Here is a 13,725-nt window from a genome sequence, read left to right as displayed (position 1 = left end):
TCGGGACTTCTGACGGTTCAATCGGGAGTTCTGGCGGCGCGGTTGTCGAGAACTCCCGATTCGAGCGTCGGAACTCCCGATTCAACGTTCAGAAGACGTCGGGGAGGTCGGAGGCGCGGCCGGTGAAGGAGGGGGTGCGCTTCTCGAGGAACGCCGCGACGCCCTCCTTGCCGTCGCCGATCGACTGCCAGTACATCGCGAGAGAGTCGGAGAGGTGTGCCTCGAGGGGGTCGGCGACGGCGCTGTTGCGGTAGAGCAGCCGCTTCGCGAGGCCGAGTGCGGTGGGCGAGCGGTCCACGACGAATGACCGGGCCAGCTCCTGCGCCGCCGGCACCAGGTCGTCGGGCTCGTGCACGCTGCGCACCAGGCGTCCGGCGAGCGCGGCGTCGGCGTCGAGGATGTCGGCGGAGTAGACCCACTCCAGCGCCTGCTGCATCCCGACGATCCGCGGGAGGAACCATGTCGACGCCGCCTCCGGCACGATGCCGAGCCGGCCGAAGACGAAGCCGATCCGTGCCTTCGTCGACGCCAGGCGCAGGTCCATCGCCAGCGTCATCGTGGCGCCGATGCCGACCGCGGGTCCGTTGATGGCCGCGATCACGGGCTTCGGCAGCGCGTGGACCGCCAGCGTCACCTTGCCGCCGGTGTCGCGGACACCCTCGTCGTACGGCGCCTCGTCGTACGACGCGCGGAACTCGGCCACGGTCGGGCGCACCGACTCGTCGAGGCCGAAGACGTTGCCCTCGGCCGACAGGTCCATGCCGGCGCAGAAGGCACGGCCGGCACCGGTGACGACGACGGCGCGCACCGCGTCGTCCACTGCGTCCTCGCGGAAGAACTGCTCGAGCTCGCCCGCCATCGTCAGGTCGAAGGCGTTGAGGTGGTCGGGGCGGTGCAGCGTCAGCGTGCCGACACCGTCGTCGTCGACCTCCCAGCGGAGGGTCTCGTAGGTCACGAGAGACCGCCGTTCGCCCGGCACAGACCCTTGGGCATGTCGGCCACGTCGTCCTCCTTGATGTAGTCGAACATCCGCTGCGACCGCTCCTCGTCCCATCGGACCTCGAGGCTGGCCAGCGGCACCACGCAGCTGAGGTCGACGTTGGTCATCGCCAGCGCCCACTTCCCGGCCTGGACGGGGCCCGTCCCCTCGCCGAAGGCGAAGAAGTCCGGGACGGCGTTGGCGAGGCGCCAGTAGCGGACCGGGTTGATGAAGGTCCACGGCGAGATCACCTTGTCGCCGACCGCGGCGACGACCTCGCGCTGGTGCTTGACGCGGTCGATGTCCCCGGTCGCCGACGTGTGGCGCGAGCGGGAGTACGCGAGCGCCGTCTTGCCGTCGACCTCCTGGCACCCCTTCTCGATCTCCAGCCCGGCCAGCTTGTCGGTCATGTCGCTGGTCGGGCAGATCTCGATGCCACCGACCGCGTCGACCACGCCGGCCACGCCGCCGAGTCCGATCTCGACGTAGTCGTCGATGCGGATGCCGGTGTTCTGCTCCACCGTCTGCACGAGGAGCTTCGGCCCACCGTACGAGTAGGCGGCGTTGATCTTGGTGCTGCCGTGCCCGGGGATGTCGACGATCGAGTCGCGCGGGAGCGAGACCAGCAGGTTCGGTCCGGAGCCGGTGTGCAGGATCATGATCGTGTCGGACAGCTGGCTCTTCGGGTTGCCGGTCGCGAACTCCTTCCGCTGCTCGGCGGACAGTCCGGCGCGGGAGTCGCTGCCGACCATGAGGTACGTCGTGCCGGGCTGGTCGGCAGGGCGATCGCCCTTCGGCTCCCACTCGACGCTCTCGACCGACTTCCACGTCCACAGCGGCACCGCCACGAGGTAGACCACCCACAGCAGGAGCAGCACCAGCACGATCCGCAGGTAGAACCGCGGTCCCCGGCGGCGGCGCGGGCGCTCGCCGCCGGGCGTCGGTGCGAGCGGGGGCGGCGTCGGAGGGGTCCCGGCCCGCTCGCGGGGCGGGTGCGGGGCTGCCTGCTGCTCGGAGGGGCGCGGCATCGTCGGCATCACCCGGGTCTCATCGGGGCGCGGCTCGCGCCGGCCCGGGCGGTCCTGGTCCTGGTCGCTGCCGTCGCCGCCGTAGAGCCAGTGGAAGTCCGGCGTCCCGTCCCCGGGTTCGCCGTCGCTGCGGGGACGGTCGTTCATGCACGCGACCGTACCGGGTCGTCCCACGTCGGCGGTGATCGGCGCGTCGTGACGCCTGTTGCGCCTGTGACTGGTGATACTTGCGGGGCAGCACCCCCTTCCCCAGTACGACGCTCTCGAGAGGAATCTCGATGCCGCCCGCCCCTTCCCCCGGGTCGCACACCTCCCGCTTCACCGCCGGCGAGCGTGCCGCCCGCGTCCGCTTCCGCCGGGCGGTGGCCCTGATGCTGATCACGCTCGTCCTCCCGGGGTCGGCGCAGCTGGTGTACGGCAACAAGCGGGTCGGTCGGATCGCGCTGCGCACCTGGGCTGTGCTGGTCGCGGCGGCGCTCACCACGCTGCTGGTCGGGTACGTCTCACACGGCTTCTTCTTCTGGCTGACCTTCGACCCGTCGGCGCTGCTGTGGCTGAGGCTGCTGCTCACCGGGCTCGCGGTGGGCTGGGCCTACCTCTTCGTCGACGCGTGGCGCCTGGGGCAGCCGCTGACGCTGAGCCTGCGGCACCGTCGCGCCGCCGTCGGGGTCAACGGCGTGCTGTGCCTCTCGATCGCCGCCGGACTGCTCTTCGGCGCGCACCTGCTCGGGGTCCAGCGCTCCTTCGTGCTGGCGATGTCGGGCGACGGTGGCGTCACCGGCGCGCACGACGGTCGCTTCAACGTGCTGCTGCTCGGCGGCGACGCCGGTGCCGGGCGCTGGGGCCTGCGGCCGGACTCCATGACGATCGCGAGCATCGACGCGGACAGCGGCCGGACCGTGCTGGTCTCGCTGCCGCGCAACATGCAGAACTTCCCGTTCGTCAAGGGCTCGGTGATGCACGAGCAGTTCCCCGACGGGTTCGACGCCGACTACCTCAACGGGGTCAGCACCTGGGCGGGTGACAACGCGCAGCTCTTCCCGGACTCCGACCACCCCGGCGTCGACGCGACGGTGATGGCGGTCGAGGGCATCACCGGGCTGAAGATCAACTACTGGGCGATGGTCAACCTCGAGGGGTTCAAGGACCTCGTCGACGCGGTCGGCGGCGTGACCCTCAACGTCCGGCAGCCCATCCCCGTCGGCGGCCTCGGCTCCGACGTCACCGGCTACATCGAGCCGGGCACCCGCAAGCTGGACGGCCACGACACGCTCTGGTTCGCCCGGGCCCGCGACGACTCCGACGACTACTCGCGGATGGCGCGGCAGAAGTGCGTGATGGGGGCGATGCTGCAGCAGATCAGCCCGCAGACCGCGGTCACGAAGTTCGCACGGATCGCGGCCGCGAGCTCGGCGATGGTCTCGACGAACATCCCGGCCGGAGAGTTCGACTCCTTCGCCCAGCTCGCGCTCAAGGCCCGCGGGCAGAAGGTGTCGACGCTGTCGCTCGTGCCGCCGATGGTCGACACCGCGGACCCCGACATCAAGCTGGTCAAGGCGAAGGTCGCCGAGGCGATCGATCGGGCCGGCGGCGACGGCTCGGCGGGCGCGGACGCCGGTGGCGGCAAGAAGAAGCAGAAGAAGCAGCAGCAGGCGGTCACGGGCGGCTCGATCGGCTCGCTCGCCACCGGCTACGCGGCCAACGAGTCCGACGACCTCGGGGCTGCCTGCTGATCCCGCACCTCACCGCCCCGGTTCGTCCGATATGGGTGACCCGGGGAGCGCGGAACTCCGCCACCGTGTGAGGTGCCCGGGTGCCCGGGTGGGCTGCGAACGGACCGGAGACGCTCAGGAGATGAGATGAGCACCGAGGTGGAGACCGCGACGCCCGCCGCCAAGCTGAGTCTGCCGACCCTGACCGCGATGGTGGTCGGCGGCATGGTCGGAGCCGGCGTGTTCTCGCTCCCGGCGCGCTTCGGCGTGGCCACCGGGATCCTCGGGTCGTTGATCGCCTGGGCCGTGGCCGGTGCCGGCATGCTGATGCTCGCGTTCGTGTTCCAGAACCTCGCGATCCGCCGGCCCGACCTGGACTCCGGTGTCTTCATCTACGCCAAGGCCGGCTTCGGCGACTACGCGGGCTTCAACTCCGCCATCGGGTTCTGGGCCAGCACGGTCGCCGGCAACACCTTCTACTGGGTCTTCATGACCGCGACCGTCGGCGCGTTCTTCGAGTCCTTCGGCGACGGCGACACCTTCCTCGCCGTCGCGGTCGGCTCGGTCGGCGTGTGGATCTTCCACGCCATGGTGGCCCGCGGGGTGCGCGACGCCGCAGTCATCAACCGGATCGTCACGGTCTTCAAGGTCATCCCGATCCTGGTGTTCATCGTGGTGCTGTTCGTGAACTTCGACGCGGGGGTCTTCTCCGACAATTGGACCGCCTACGGGTACGGCGACCTCGGCGACCTGAACGAGCAGATCCGCAACACGATGCTGATCACGACGTTCGTCTTCATCGGCATCGAGGGCGCGAGCGTCTACTCCCGCTACGCGCGACGCCGCGAGGACGTCGGTCGGGCGACGGTCATGGGCTTCCTCAGCGTGCTCTCGATCTTCGCGCTGGTCACCCTGTCCAGCTACTCCGTCGTCCCGCAGCCCGAACTCGCCGAGACGCGGCAGCCGTCGATGGTCGGCGTGTTCGAGTCGGTCGTCGGCGACTGGGGCGAGGTCTTCATCAGCGTCGCCGTGATCGTGTCGGTCCTCGGCGCCTACCTCGCGTGGACGCTGATGGCGGCCGAGGTGATGTACATCCCCGCCCGGCAGGACGACTTCCCCGAGTTCCTCGGCCAGGAGAACGCCGCCGGCACCCCGATCACCGCCCTCGTCGTGACCTCGCTCGCGGTGCAGGGGCTCCTCGCGCTGACCCTCTTCGTCAACGACGCCCTGAACTTCATGCTCGACCTCTCGACGAGCCTCGCGCTGCTGCCCTACCTGCTGGCCGCGGCGTACGCCCTCAAGCTCGGCCTGACCGGGGAGACCTACGAGGGCGTGGCGGGGCGGATCCGCCGCAAGGAGACGATCTTCGCCGGGGCCGCCACGGCGTACACGATCTTCCTCTTCGACGCGGCCGGCATGAAGTTCGTGCTCCTGATGACCGTCCTCCTGGCACCCGCGTCGCTGCTCTACATCAAGGCGCGGAGCGAGAACGATCGCCGGCTGTTCACGCCGGCCGAGGCCGCGCTGTTCGCCCTGATCGTCGCCGGCGGCGTCGTCGGGGCCGTCGGGCTCTGGACCGGACGGATCACCCTCTGACCCGTGGAACCAGGAAGGAACTCCTCATGAGCCTCTCCGCGACGTACGGCGTCCACTCCGAGGTCGGCAGGCTGCGCAAGGTGCTGGTCTGCGCGCCCGGCCTCGCGCACCGCCGACTGACGCCGAGCAACAACGACGAGCTGCTGTTCGACGACGTGATGTGGGTGGAGAACGCCCAGCGCGACCACGCCGACTTCGTCAATAAGCTGACGCAGCGCGACGTCGAGGTCGTCGAGCTCCACGACCTGATCGCGCAGACGGTCGCCGTCCCCGGTGCCCGGGACTGGATCCTCGACCGCAAGATCGTGCCGAACCAGGTCGGCCTCGGCCTCGTCGACGACACCCGGAGCTACCTCGAGAGCCTGCCGGACCGGCAGCTCGCCGAGTTCCTCGTCGGCGGCCTCGCGACCAACGACCTGCCCGACGGCTTCCGCACCGACTACCTCAGCCTGGCGCGGGAGTCGACCGGCGCCCGCGAGTACCTCATGCCGCCGCTGCCCAACACGCTCTACACCCGCGACACGACCTGCTGGCTGTACGGCGGGCTGACGATGAACCCGCTCTACTGGGCGGCCCGCAAGGAGGAGACGCTGCTCTACAAGGCGATCTACCTGCACCACCCCGACTTCGTCGGCTCGACGGTCTGGTGGGGCGACCCCGAGCAGGAGTGGGGACAGGCCAGCTTCGAGGGCGGCGACGTGATGCCGGTCGGCAACGGCGTCGTGCTGATCGGCATGAGTGAGCGCACGTCGCGGCAGGCGATCACCCAGGTCGCGAAGGCGCTCTTCGAGCAGGGCGCCGCGACCCGCGTGGTCGTGGCCGGGATGCCGAAGCTGCGCGCCGCGATGCATCTCGACACGGTGTTCACGTTCGTCGACCGCGACATCGTCACGCTCTACCCCACGATCATGGACGGCGTGCACACCTTCACGCTGACGCCCTCGGACCGCGCGCCGGGCGTCGAGGTGCGCGACGAGGGCGCGGCGGCGTTCGTCGACGTCGTCGCGCGCGAGCTGGGGCTGCCGTCCATCCGGGTCATCGACACCGGCGGCGACGTCTACCAGTCCGAGCGCCAGCAGTGGGACAGCGGCAACAACGCGGTCGCTCTCGAGCCGGGTGTGGTGTTCACCTACGACCGCAACACGCTGACCAACACGCTGCTGCGCAAGGCCGGGGTCGAGGTGATCACGATCGTCGGCGCCGAGCTGGGTCGCGGCCGGGGCGGCGGCCACTGCATGACCTGCCCGATCATCCGGGATCCGGTCGACTTCTGACGTCCGTGGGCGGCCGGACCACCGGATCCGCATGATCGCTCCGCACCGCGGACGGGGGCGTTCACCCGCTTCGGGGGATCGGACGTCCCGCCCTCTAGGGTGGTCCGCGTGTCCGACCAGCCCACTCCGCGCGACGGCGCTCGCGTGGTCGCGGTGGTCGTCACCTTCAACCGGCTGGAGCTCCTGCGGCGGCTGGTGGAGCGCCTCGACGCGGTGCCCGAGCTCAGCGAGGTGCTGGTGGTCGACAACGCGTCGACCGACGGCACCGGGGAGTGGCTGGCGGGGCTGGCTGACCGTGACGGCGGCGCCGACCACCCCGTGACGCCGGTGCTCGGCCGCACGCTCGACCGGAACGGCGGCGGGGCAGGCGGCTTCCACGACGGCCTGGGGTGGGCGCTCGAGCGGGGGGCCGAGCTCGTGTGGCTGATGGACGACGACGGGCTGCCCGACCCCGACTGCCTGCGCCGGCTGCTGGCCGAGCCCGACCTGGACTTCTGGGGCCCGCTCGTCGTCGACGAGCGCGACCCCGCCCGGCTGGTCTTCCCGATCCGGCTGCCCGGGGGTGCCCGCGTGGTGCACCGGCTCGACGATGTACGCCGCGCCGCGACCGGTGGCCGCATCGACGGCATCGTGATCCCCTTCAACGGCGTGCTGGTGACCCGCGCGCTGGTGGAGCGGATCGGCCTGCCGCGCGCGGAGTTCTTCATCTGGGGCGACGACCACGAGTACCGCCTGCGCGCCGAGGCCGCCGGCGCCCGGATCGCGACGCTGGTCGACGCGCAGGTGCGGCACCCCGCCGTGGGCGATCTCGGGACGCCGATGATGTTCGGGCGCACGACGTACAACCACAGCCCGAGCGAGCTCAAGCACTACTGCATGGCCCGCAACAACCTCGTGAACCTGCGCGACCACAGGGGCTGGCCGCACGCCCTGGCCTTCGTCGCCAAGACCACCTGGTTCTACGCCTTCACCAGGCCGTCGGTCCGGCGGCTGGCGACCAGCGCCCGGGGCATGTACGCCGGGCTGCGCGGCGACTTCACCGGCCACGAGAGGTATCTGTCGTGACCGGGGGTTCCGAGATGGCTCCTGAGGAGGTTGCGCAGCAGCCGTCTCGAAGGGCAGGCGCTGGCGCGCCTTCCTCGACCACCGGGGCGGAGACCGTCGCGGTCGTCGTCGTCACCTACAACCGCGCCGACCTGCTCGCCCGGATGCTCGAGGGGCTGGCGGCGCTGGAGCGCCCCGCCGACGCCGTCATCGTCGTCGACAACGCGAGCACCGACCACACCGCCGAGGTGCTCGAGGCCTGCGACGTCGCGGGGCTCGAGGTGCTCCGCACCGAGGAGAACCTCGGCGGCGCCGGCGGCTTCCACCACGGCGTGCGCGAGGCCTACGCCCGTGGGTTCGACCGGATCTGGCTGATGGACGACGACGTCGTCCCGGCCCCCGACTGCCTGACCGTGCTGATGGCGCGCGACGACGACTGCCTGATGGCGGTCCGCGAGGACACCGCCGGGCGGCTGGTCGAGAAGGCCGCGACCCGCTTCGACCTGCGCAACCCGATCGCGATCCGCCCCAAGAAGGCGATGGTCGAGACCGACTACGGCCGACGCGACCGGATGCCGGAGGTCGTCGAGGTCGAGAACGTCGCCTTCGAGGGCTTCATGGTCCGCCGGTCGGTGGTCGACGCGATCGGGCTGCCCGACCCGTCGTACTTCATCTTCTACGACGACGTGGACTTCGCCGTCCGCGCCCGCCGCGCCGGCTTCCGCATCTGGGCGGTCCGCGACGCCGTGCTCGTGCGCCAGCTCGACTTCGACCAGCAGCACGACCTGAGCGGCTGGAAGGGCTACTACATGTACCGGAACCTCTTCGTGGTCCATCTGCGGTACGGCGAGAACGTGCTGGTGCGGCTGAAGCCGTGGCTGGTCACGGCGGCCGTCGTCCTGCTCTGCCCCGTGCGCGGCGGGAGGGCGGAGGCGGCCAATGTGATCCGGGCCATGCGCGACGCGCGGGGAATGCGGATCGCGCCCACCGGATCCGTAGACTGACCAACCGTGTCGACCCCTCCGCGAAGTGCAGCAGAGCCGAGCCCTGACCTGGTCGTCGTCGGCTCCGGCTTCTTCGGCCTGACCATCGCGGAGCGGTGTGCGACCGAGCTGGGGCTGAGGGTGCTGGTCCTCGAGCGGCGCCACCACCTCGGCGGCAACGCCTACTCCGAGCGCGAGCCCGAGACCGGCATCGAGGTGCACAAGTACGGCGCCCACCTCTTCCACACCTCCAACGAGAAGGTCTGGGAGTACGTGAACCGGTTCACCGACTTCACCGACTACAAGCACCGCGTCTTCGGGAAGTACCAGGGGCAGGTCTACTCGCTGCCGATGAACCTGGGGCTGATCAACCAGTTCTTCGGCAAGTCGCACACCCCCGACGAGGCCCGCGCGCTGATCGCCGAGCAGGCGAGCGAGATCCGCACCGAGGACGCGACCAACCTCGAGGAGAAGGCGATCAGCCTGATCGGCCGGCCGCTCTACGAGGCGTTCATCAAGGGCTACACCGCCAAGCAGTGGCAGACCGACCCCACGAGGCTCAGCGCCGACATCATCACCCGGCTGCCGGTCCGCTACACGTTCGAGAACCGCTGGTTCAGCGACACCCACGAGGGGCTGCCGGTCGACGGCTACACCGCGTGGCTGGAGCGGATGGCGGACCACCCGAACATCGAGATCCGTCTCGAGGCTGACTTCTTTGACGTACGCGACGAGTACGTCGGCAAGGTCCCGATCGTCTACACGGGGCCCGTCGACGAGTACTTCGGCAACTCCGAGGGCCGCCTCTCCTGGCGCACCGTCGACCTCGAGGAGTCGGTCGAGGACGTCGCCGACTTCCAGGGCACCGGCGTGGTCAACTACAACGACCGGGAAGTGCCGTTCACGCGCATCATCGAGTTCAAGCACTTCCACCCCGAGCGCGAGAAGACCCACCTGCCCGGCAGGACCGTCATCGTCCACGAGTACTCCCGCTTCGCGGAGGACGGCGACGAGCCCTACTACCCGATCAACACCGCCGAGGACCGGGCCAAGCTGCTGAGGTACCGCGAGCTCGCGAAGCAGGAGCCGATGGTCCTCTTCGGCGGCCGCCTCGGCACCTACAAGTACCTCGACATGCACATGGCGATCGGGTCGGCGCTGTCGATGTTCGAGAACAAGCTGCGGCCGCACTTCGCCGAGGGCGCGCCGCTGACCAGCGGAGGCGTCGACGAATGAACAACTCCACCAGCGGCCCGACCACTGGCAGCGTGCGTCGCGTCCTGCAGCGGCAGATCATGCCGCTCGACCGCGACGTCGACGTCCTGCCGCTGTACGTCGACCCCGACGCGGCCGTCCTCGACGCGGACAAGTACGCCGTGGGCGGCAACAAGGCCGCCAAGGAGCTCAACTGGGCGTCGCTGCGGCAGGCCGTGAGCTCGGGGGAGACCATCCACCCCGACCAGATCGTCGACCGTCACGCGGTCCGCGTCCTCCAGGGCGACCGCCTGTCGTTCGGCAGCTACTTCAATGCGTTCCCGGCGTCCTACTGGCGGCGCTGGACGGTCGTCGACACCGTCCGGCTCACCGTCGAGCTGCGGGGTCGCGGTGCGGGCGTCACCGTCTACAAGTCCATGGCCAACGGCCGGTCCCAGCGCGTCGACGCCCGCCAGGTCGACGACGGCGACACCGGCACCTTCGTGTTCGAGCTCCCGCTGGGCCCCTTCGCCGACGGTGGCTGGTACTGGTACGACGTCGCCGCCGGCGACCACGACGTCGTCGTCAACGCGACCTGGGACGCCGAGGTGCCCGCCGACCGCGCCGAGTCCGGCACGGTCGCGGTCGCGATCACCACGATGAACCGGCCCGACTTCTGTGCGAAGCTCCTCGCCCAGCTCGGCGCCGACGACGACGTGCTGGCGCTGCTCGACGAGGTGCTCGTCATGGAGCAGGGGACCAGGAAGGTCGTCGACTCCGCGGACTTCCCGGCCGCCGAGAAGGTACTCGAGGGCAGGCTGCGGATCATCGAGCAGGGCAACCTCGGCGGCTCCGGCGGCTACGCCCGCGGGCAGCTCGAGACCGTGCGCGCCGGCGTCTCGACGTACGCACTGATGATGGACGACGACGTCGTCTGCGAGCCCGAGAGCCTGCTGCGTGCCGTCACCTTCGGCGACCTCGCCCGCCGGCCGACGATCGTCGGCGGCCACATGTTCAGCCTCTACTCGCGCTCCCGACTGCACAGCTTCGGCGAGATCATCCAGACCTGGCGCTGGTGGTGGATGTCGCCCGAGCACGTGCTACCCGAGTGGGACTTCGGCGCTCGCAACCTGCGCTCGACGCGCTGGCTGCACCGGCGCGTCGACGTCGACTTCAACGGCTGGTTCATGTGCCTGATCCCGCGGGCCGTGCTCGACGAGATCGGGCTGTCCCTGCCGATCTTCATCAAGTGGGACGACAGCGAGTTCGGCGTCCGGGCGAAGAAGGCCGGCTACCCGACGGTGACCTTCCCCGGCGCGGCCGTGTGGCACGTGCCGTGGACCGACAAGAACGACGCACTCGACTGGCAGGCGTTCTTCCACCAGCGCAACCGGCTGGTCTCCGCGCTGCTGCACTCGCCGTACCCGCACGGCGGCCGGGTGGTCCGCGAGAGCCTCAACCACTCCATCGCCCACCTGGTGTCGATGCAGTACTCGACCGTCGAGCTGCGCCAGCAGGCGCTCGAGGAGGTGCTCGCCGGGCCCGACACGCTGCACGAGGTGCTGCCGACCCGTCTCGCCGAGGTCAACGCCTTCCGCAAGCAGTTCTCCGACGCGCAGCTGCAGGCCGACCCCGACGCATTCCCGCCCGTACGCCGCAAGCCCACGCGCCGCTCCCACCAGGAGCTCGAGGTGCCGACCCGCCGCTCCCAGCTGATCACGGCGGCGCTCGCGCCGCTGCGGCAGCTGCGCCCGCCGCGCAAGCTGTCGCGGGACTTCCCCGAGACCGAGATCGCCGCGATGGACGCCCGCTGGTACCGCCTCGCGCGCTACGACTCCGCGATCGTGTCGATGCCCGACCAGACCGCGGCCGCCCTCTATACGCGCGACCCCGAGCTGTTCCGCGACCAGGCGCGCCGCATCGTGCAGCTGCACCTGGAGCTCTACCGCCGGTGGCCCGAGCTCTCGGCCGAGTACCGCGCCAAGCTGCCGCAGATCACATCTCCGGAGGCGTGGGAGGAGACCTTCCGTCCCTGGACCGGGGACCCCGGAGACCCGGCATGAGCCACGTGGCGGACCGGCGCGAGGCCCGCCACGCGGGCGGCCAGGGGGTCCAGCCCCAGCTCGCGCCCCCGTCGGCCACCACCGGGCTCTTCGAGGTCTTCCGCCGTCGCTACCTGCTCCGGCTGCTGGTCAGCCGCGAGATCGCGGCCCGCTACCAGGGCTCCGCCCTCGGGATGATCTGGTCCTACATCAACCCGCTGTCGCAGTTCCTCATCTACTACTTCGTGATGGGGTTCATCCTCAACCTCCACGACAACGTGGAGAACTTCGCGATCCACATGTTCGCGGGCATCATCATCACCGGCATCTTCACCGAGTGCCTCAGCGCGGGCACCCGCTCGGTGGTGCGCAACAAGGGGCTGGTGCAGAAGATGGCGCTGCCCCGGGAGATGTTCCCGGTCGCGGCGGTCCTCGTCTCGGCGTACCACGTGCTGCCCGAGATCGTGATCCTGGCGATCGCCTGTGTGTGGACCGGCTGGACGCCCGATCCGCTCGGCATGGTCGCGCTGGTGCTCTCGGTGCTCATCACGGTCACGGTCGGGATGGCGGGCGCGCTGATGCTCAGCGCCGCCAACGTCTTCTTCCGCGACATCTCGAACGTCGTGCAGATCGTCAACAACCTGGTGCGCTTCGGCGTCCCGATGATCTACCCCTACATCCTCGTCGCCCAGCGGTTCCACGGGCACACCGAGATCTACCTCGCGAACCCGCTCGCGAGCTCGGTGCTGCTCATGCAGCGAGCCTTCTGGGTCGGCAGCACCGAGGATCCCGCTGCGACCGCCAGCACGCACCTCCCGGACCACCTCTTCACCCGCGGGATCATGGCGCTGCTGCTGTCGCTGGTGCTCCTGGGCTTCGGGCAGCTCGTCTTCTCGCGGCTCGAGAACAAGATCCCGGAGCGCCTCTGATGACCGAGTCGATCGTCGTCGACCAGGTGACCAAGGAGTTCACGCTCCGCTACCACCGCACCTTCAAGCAGGTCGCCATGGCCCGCCTGAAGCGCCAGCAGGTCAGCAACACGTTCACGGCCGTCGACGACGTCTCCTTCACCGTCGAGCAGGGCGAGTCGATCGGTCTGATGGGTCTTAACGGCTCCGGCAAGAGCACGCTGCTCAAGCTGGTCAACGGCATCATGCGGCCCGACCAGGGCAGGGTGCTGACCCGCGGGCGGATCGCCGGCCTGATCGCCACCGGCGCCGGCTTCCACCCGCAGCTCACCGGCCGCGACAACATCTTCCTCAACGCCGCCATCCTCGGCATGAGCGAGGCGGAGACCAAGCGGAAGTTCGACGAGATCGTGGAGTTCGCCGACGTCGGCCGCTTCCTCGACACCGAGGTCGGCCACTACTCGTCCGGCATGTACTCCCGCCTCGGCTTCTCCGTCGCCATCCACGTCGACTCCGACATCTTCCTGGCCGACGAGGTGCTCGCCGTGGGGGACAAGCCCTTCAAGAAGAAGTGCCTCCAGCGGATGCAGGAGGTCCGCGACAGCGGTCGCACCCTGGTCTACGTCAGCCACGCCGCCGGCTCGGTGCGCAAGATGTGCGACCGGGTCATCGTGCTCGAGCACGGCAAGCTGGGCTTCGACGGTGACGTCGACGCCGGCATCAAGTACGTCAAGTACGACGGCGACACCGACGACGCCACCGAGCAGGAGGACGAGGAGCTCGGCGCGGACATCTAGCGGAGCTAGATACTCGGCGAGAAGCTGGCGCCGGCTCGGCGCGACCGGTGAATCACACGCCTGAAGTTTCTTGACAATTCTCGAGAACGTCGGCGTGTCGAGTGGAAATTACAGTCTTGTAGTTACTCACGATCCCTTCCGCGTCCGCTGTGACGCGTGTGAAAGTTG

At 69.7% G+C, this 13,725-nt stretch carries 11 protein-coding genes; 9 read left to right on the top strand and 2 right to left on the bottom strand.

Features of this window, described 5'->3' with window-relative positions:
• Positions 1-88: 88 nt before the first annotated feature.
• Both PZ894_RS22560 and PZ894_RS22555 read right to left on the bottom strand, forming a co-directional pair.
• Entirely contained in the window at positions 89-955 is an 867-nt protein-coding gene (locus tag PZ894_RS22560) for a crotonase/enoyl-CoA hydratase family protein (RefSeq protein ID WP_275748247.1), read from the bottom strand.
• Complete coding sequence (locus tag PZ894_RS22555) at positions 952-2,154, bottom strand: LCP family protein (protein ID WP_275748246.1); 1,203 nt, start codon at positions 2,152-2,154, stop codon at positions 952-954. Before PZ894_RS22555 ends, PZ894_RS22560 begins: the two co-directional genes overlap by 4 nt.
• 131 nt (positions 2,155-2,285) lie before the next feature.
• Here PZ894_RS22555 and PZ894_RS22550 point away from each other — a divergent pair, with 131 nt between their 5' ends.
• The 9 genes from PZ894_RS22550 to PZ894_RS22510 all read left to right on the top strand — a co-directional run bounded on the left by PZ894_RS22550 (position 2,286) and on the right by PZ894_RS22510 (position 13,557).
• Complete coding sequence (locus PZ894_RS22550; RefSeq protein ID WP_275748245.1) at positions 2,286-3,740, top strand: LCP family protein; 1,455 nt, start codon at positions 2,286-2,288, stop codon at positions 3,738-3,740.
• Positions 3,741-3,866: 126 nt separating this feature from the next.
• Positions 3,867-5,315 carry a basic amino acid/polyamine antiporter gene (locus PZ894_RS22545; RefSeq protein ID WP_275748244.1) on the top strand — a complete coding sequence of 483 codons (1,449 nt, stop codon included), beginning with the start codon at positions 3,867-3,869 and terminating at the stop codon, positions 5,313-5,315.
• 26 nt (positions 5,316-5,341) lie between these two features.
• A complete protein-coding gene (locus PZ894_RS22540) occupies positions 5,342-6,589 on the top strand; it encodes an arginine deiminase (RefSeq protein ID WP_275748242.1) in 1,248 nt (415 codons plus the stop codon).
• A gap of 108 nt (positions 6,590-6,697) precedes the next feature.
• Positions 6,698-7,654: a glycosyltransferase family 2 protein gene (locus tag PZ894_RS22535; RefSeq protein WP_275748241.1), complete on the top strand. Its 957-nt coding sequence runs from the start codon at positions 6,698-6,700 to the stop codon at positions 7,652-7,654.
• A 14-nt stretch (positions 7,655-7,668) separates the two neighbouring features.
• The gene (locus tag PZ894_RS22530) at positions 7,669-8,637 is read left to right on the top strand and encodes a glycosyltransferase family 2 protein (protein WP_275748240.1); all 969 of its coding nucleotides are present in this window, start codon (positions 7,669-7,671) and stop codon (positions 8,635-8,637) included.
• Positions 8,638-8,643: 6 nt separating this feature from the next.
• Entirely contained in the window at positions 8,644-9,852 is a 1,209-nt protein-coding gene (glf, locus tag PZ894_RS22525) for a UDP-galactopyranose mutase (protein ID WP_275748238.1), read from the top strand.
• Positions 9,849-11,873, top strand: coding sequence for a glycosyltransferase (locus PZ894_RS22520; RefSeq protein ID WP_275748236.1), 2,025 nt, complete (start codon positions 9,849-9,851; stop codon positions 11,871-11,873). Before glf ends, PZ894_RS22520 begins: the two co-directional genes overlap by 4 nt.
• A complete protein-coding gene (locus PZ894_RS22515) occupies positions 11,870-12,781 on the top strand; it encodes an ABC transporter permease (RefSeq protein ID WP_275748235.1) in 912 nt (303 codons plus the stop codon). Before PZ894_RS22520 ends, PZ894_RS22515 begins: the two co-directional genes overlap by 4 nt.
• Positions 12,781-13,557, top strand: a complete 777-nt coding sequence (locus tag PZ894_RS22510) for an ABC transporter ATP-binding protein (RefSeq protein WP_275748233.1) — start codon at positions 12,781-12,783, stop codon at positions 13,555-13,557. The genes PZ894_RS22515 and PZ894_RS22510 overlap by 1 nt, the downstream gene beginning before the upstream one ends.
• Positions 13,558-13,725 lie beyond the last annotated feature (168 nt).

It is taken from the genome of Nocardioides sp. YIM 152315, assembly GCF_029210375.1.
In the GTDB taxonomy this organism is placed as follows: Bacteria; Actinomycetota; Actinomycetes; order Propionibacteriales; family Nocardioidaceae; genus Nocardioides.
The sequence above is the reverse complement of the archived record's forward strand: the minus strand, read 5'-3'. Positions and strand labels throughout refer to the sequence as shown.